Here is a 2,833-nt window from a genome sequence, read left to right as displayed (position 1 = left end):
GCAATGAATGTACTGAGTCTTTTAATTTCACCGTTCAGTGATATTATTAAAGGGATAACCTCAGGAACCCTTGATTCAACTCAGGTAATTTTTGAAAAGAAAGCGACGGTCTGCAAATATATCGTTCCAGAGGGATACCCGGATAATCCGCTTGCCGGTAATCCGATTTATCCCGGAGATGATGATTCAGCTCTTCTGTATTATGCATCGGTTGTCAAGGAGGGAGATCATCTCATAACCCAGTCCTCGCGAACGATGGCATATGTGGGAATTGGTGATACCCTGGAGCAGGCAGAACAGATCGCAGAACGTGCCGCAACTGCGGTTCAGGGACCTGTACGTCATCGCCGTGATGTCGGAACGCTTGATGTACTAAAGAAGCGGATCGAGCACATGCAGGCGATCAGATGAAAAAGGATTTTGTTTCTATCCTTGATATCTCCCGCGAAGAGCTCGGTGAACTGATCGCGACCGCACGGAGGCTCAAAGAGGAGCGGAGGGTCGGAGTTTTTCCTCCCCATCTCTCTCAAAAAACGCTTGGGATGATATTTGAGAAGTCGTCAACCAGAACCAGGATTTCTTTTGAGGTCGGGATGTATGAACTCGGAGGGTATGCACTCTTTCTGAACCCCAAAGATATGCAACTGGGGAGGGGAGAAGCCATCCGGGATACCGCACGGGTGATGTCACGGTTTGTTTCTGCTATTATGATTCGGGCGAACTCTCACCAGAGTGTCATGGAACTGGCTGCCCATGCCGACATTCCGGTTATCAACGGGTTGTCTGATCTGGAGCACCCCTGTCAGATCCTTGCTGATATCATGACTATCATGGAACACTTGCACCGGACAGAAAAGGTCAGGGTTGCCTGGGTAGGTGATGGAAATAATGTCTGTAACTCTTTGATTCTGAGTACTATCCTTACTGGGATGGAGGTAAGTATTGCCTGTCCGCCACAATACCAGCCATCGCTCGAGTTTATTAAAACAGCCCAGAAGGAAGGAGCACTCCTCACAATCGGTGAAGATCCTCTTGCAGCAGTACGAAATGCCGACGTTGTGATGACGGATACCTGGGTCTCGATGGGTCATGAAGAAGAGACAAAGGAGCGTGAGAGGGTCTTTGGACGCTATCAGGTGAATGCTGATCTTATGACGCATGCAAAACCCGGAGCAATTGTTATGCACTGTCTTCCTGCTCATCGCGGGTATGAGATCACTGATGAAGTGATAGATAGTAACCGGAGCGTTGTATGGGATCAGGCAGAAAACCGGCTGCATGTGCAGAAGGCATTACTGCTCCGGTTATTAGCCTGAACAACACTTTTTTCCCTGACCCCCCTGAAGTCAGGTCAGGTTGTTATCTCACGTTTAAAGATGAACATTGTAGCAATAAAGCCGAAGACGATATTGAGATAGAACATAATCAGTCGCCAGAGCAGGATAAAAATACCCAGCGCTGCAGTTGGGACAAAGAGAGCATACAATGAAGCTGCTGATAGTTCTGCAACTCCTGATGCGCCCGGAGTAAGCGGTATCATACTCACCAGAGCGATGATGATCTGAGCCAGCATCGATTCAGATACGGCCGGTGGCAGGCCAAGCCCCATCAGGATGACTGATGCAACCACGAACTCTGAGAACCAGAAGAGGATGGTGCAGACAGAACCCCATACGAATCCTGACTTTCCGTGTCTGGCAAAGGCATTGATTCCCGAGCAGAAGTTATCAAATTCCACATCGGTTTTAGAGATAATCTTCTGGACTGATGGTTTCTTCATTTTTATTTCGATCCAGTGGAGAAACCTCATGATCATCCGTTTCGCCGGTTCAGGGTACCTGACTGCATAGAGTAACAGCAGAATGAAGAATATCAGGAGAAACAGTGAGAAAAAGATCACAAAGATAATGCCGCTGGAAAGAGTCCAGACAACACTTCCCATAATAATGAGGCTGCAGACACTGAGTGCTACCAGCATGATTGCGTCAAGAACCCGCTCCATGATTACAACCGCAGTTGCATCTCCTACCGACATTTTTGCTTTATAGAGTTCATGGATTCTGACCGGCTCACCGCCAGCCTGTCCGGGAGTCAGAGCACCTGCCAGGAGATTTGCAACGACCATGTTATAGCAGTGTGAGAACGGGACCTGATAGCCGAGAGAAAGTGACATCTTCTGAATCCGAAGAGCCCACAGAGCAAATGAGACAAACCGCAATCCCAGAGCAATCATCAGGAAAAAGATATTCATGTGGGCCAGATAGGTGAGTGTCTCTTCATTGAAGGTGGATCCTACCATCAACGCAAGAATGATTGCACTAATACCGAGTGATGCATAAACCCATTTCTTCTGGCTCTTATCCATTCCTTCTCCCTGATTGAGATAACAAACTGAGTTAGGTGTACCCGGTTTGCATATCTCTTTTATGAATCAGAACTTTCATTTTTCCGTATATGTCGGAAAAAGCCCTATATTATCCATAACCTGCCCTGCAGTGTTGAGTCCGCCATCCAGGTATACTGCACCGACCAGTGCCTCAATGCATTCTGCAAGAACCCTGCCTGATGACCAGATATGCATCCGTTTCTCTCCATTTCCCCAGTGAATATATTCATGGAGATGAATCGTTTCTCCTGCCTTGCGTAAGATGGACATATTAACCAGGTCCATCTTCTGCACTGAGATGTCACCTTTGTCATATCCTCCCTCTTCAACGAGCCGGGTCAGGATCTGGAGTTCAATGACTGCATCTCCCAGGGTTGCCAGAGCATCCATATGTGCAGTTTCAGGAAATCCCTGTTCCTGAGCATATGCCTTTCTACTGAGAGCCCG

General features: G+C 47.7%; 4 protein-coding genes. 2 read left to right on the top strand and 2 right to left on the bottom strand.

Translation table 11 applies throughout. The features are described 5' to 3' along the window. Together LUQ50_RS02115 and argF are read left to right on the top strand one after the other, a co-directional pair. A partial coding sequence (locus LUQ50_RS02115) for a phosphoribosylglycinamide synthetase C domain-containing protein (protein WP_300035474.1) occupies window positions 1-411 on the top strand: 411 nt, incomplete at its 5' end. Further along, complete coding sequence (argF, locus tag LUQ50_RS02110; protein WP_300035471.1) at window positions 408-1,316, top strand: ornithine carbamoyltransferase; 909 nt, start codon at window positions 408-410, stop codon at window positions 1,314-1,316. The genes LUQ50_RS02115 and argF, both read left to right, overlap by 4 nt. Before the next feature lie 35 nt (window positions 1,317-1,351). Here argF and LUQ50_RS02105 read toward each other — a convergent pair whose 3' ends face one another. Further along, window positions 1,352-2,365 carry a flippase-like domain-containing protein gene (locus LUQ50_RS02105; protein ID WP_300035468.1) on the bottom strand — a complete coding sequence of 338 codons (1,014 nt, stop codon included), beginning with the start codon at window positions 2,363-2,365 and terminating at the stop codon, window positions 1,352-1,354. Between the two features lie 75 nt (window positions 2,366-2,440). Next, a partial coding sequence (locus tag LUQ50_RS02100; protein WP_300035465.1) for a ribonuclease III domain-containing protein occupies window positions 2,441-2,833 on the bottom strand: 393 nt, incomplete at its 5' end.

Origin of the sequence: Methanospirillum sp. (assembly GCF_028679455.1) — an archaeon.
In the GTDB taxonomy this organism is placed as follows: Archaea; Halobacteriota; Methanomicrobia; order Methanomicrobiales; family Methanospirillaceae; genus Methanospirillum.
Note: the sequence above shows the minus strand (reverse complement) of the source record. Positions and strands in the feature narration are given on the sequence as shown.

Excerpts from the sequence above, each read along its gene's own strand:
- argF (WP_300035471.1), top strand. The coding sequence starts at position 408 with ATGAAAAAGGATTTTGTTTCTATCCTTGATATCTCCCGCGAAGAGCTC.
- LUQ50_RS02105 (WP_300035468.1), bottom strand. The coding sequence starts at position 2,365 with ATGGATAAGAGCCAGAAGAAATGGGTTTATGCATCACTCGGTATTAGT.